Annotated in this window: 1 protein-coding gene; it reads right to left on the bottom strand. The window is 47.2% G+C overall.

Annotated features, from left to right (window positions below; genetic code table 11):
* Positions 1 to 448: 448 nt before the first annotated feature.
* On the bottom strand, positions 449 to 942 hold a 494-nt coding region (locus AC1DRJ_RS29795; protein ID WP_477805282.1), incomplete at its 5' end, for a helix-turn-helix domain-containing protein.

Genomic DNA, 942 nt, shown 5'->3' with positions numbered 1-942 from the left:
CTGGTACTCAGCAAGACTCCCGGCACAAAACCATGCGGCCAAACCCGCCGCTGTTGCGCATAAAGCTAACGGGGGCCTTTTCAGCAACGCTTTATACGCCGCATTCATAAAAAACTCCGAAACACATTACTTTAATTGGGTGGGGGAGAGGAATTAAAGGTGCGCGGTTTTAGTAGTCAATCAACCAGGCCAATGCCACACCCAATAAATAGGCGCAAAGACAAAAGATAATTTTTTGCTTCAATGGTTGTGAGTTTAATTGATAGCGCATGCTTACCCCCTTGAGTTAGAAGTACGCAATGTTGGTGGTGCAGATGGATGGATGAAAATTATTGATTGTTATTTTTCAGCGTCACGTCGCCTGGACGCACGTTGAAAAAGATATCTCGCCCCCCACCCGAATGTTTCGCCCTGTGTCCTGAGTCGCGATGCCTTACCATTTAAAATGTCAGCAGTTGGATGCGCTCAGTTTTGCAGTATTGCGCCGGGTGGTTTCGGAGGGTGTCACTCCATAAGCGTCCTGATAGGCCTTGGAAAATCGACTTAGATGCTGGAAGTTCCAGTACATTGCGGTTTCGGTAACCGTTGGCCACGTGTTACGGATCAAGTCTCGGCGGACATTGGCGAGTCTTAAATTTCGAACGTAGGCGATAGGTGAAATCCCGAATGTTTCGACAAATCCATGGTGCAAAGTTCGAGTTGTGGTTTCAAGCTGTTTGACCAGCGCCTTCATGCTGAGCGCTTTTTTCAGATTGTTATGAATGTATTCTATCGCTGCTATCGCTACCTTTCTTCTCGTCGGGATTTTAAGCGAAGAGCGATCAGCAGGCGTCAGGACCTTGAGTAAAGAAATCAGCAGCGCATTTTCAATGGCTGAAGTATCTGAGCGGTCGCGCTGTTCTAAAGGTGTGTTGTTGACGTCGTTAAAGTATGTACTGATGG

Source organism: Pseudomonas sp. P5_B2 (assembly GCF_056400445.1).
The sequence above is the reverse complement of the archived record's forward strand: the minus strand, read 5'-3'. Positions and strand labels throughout refer to the sequence as shown.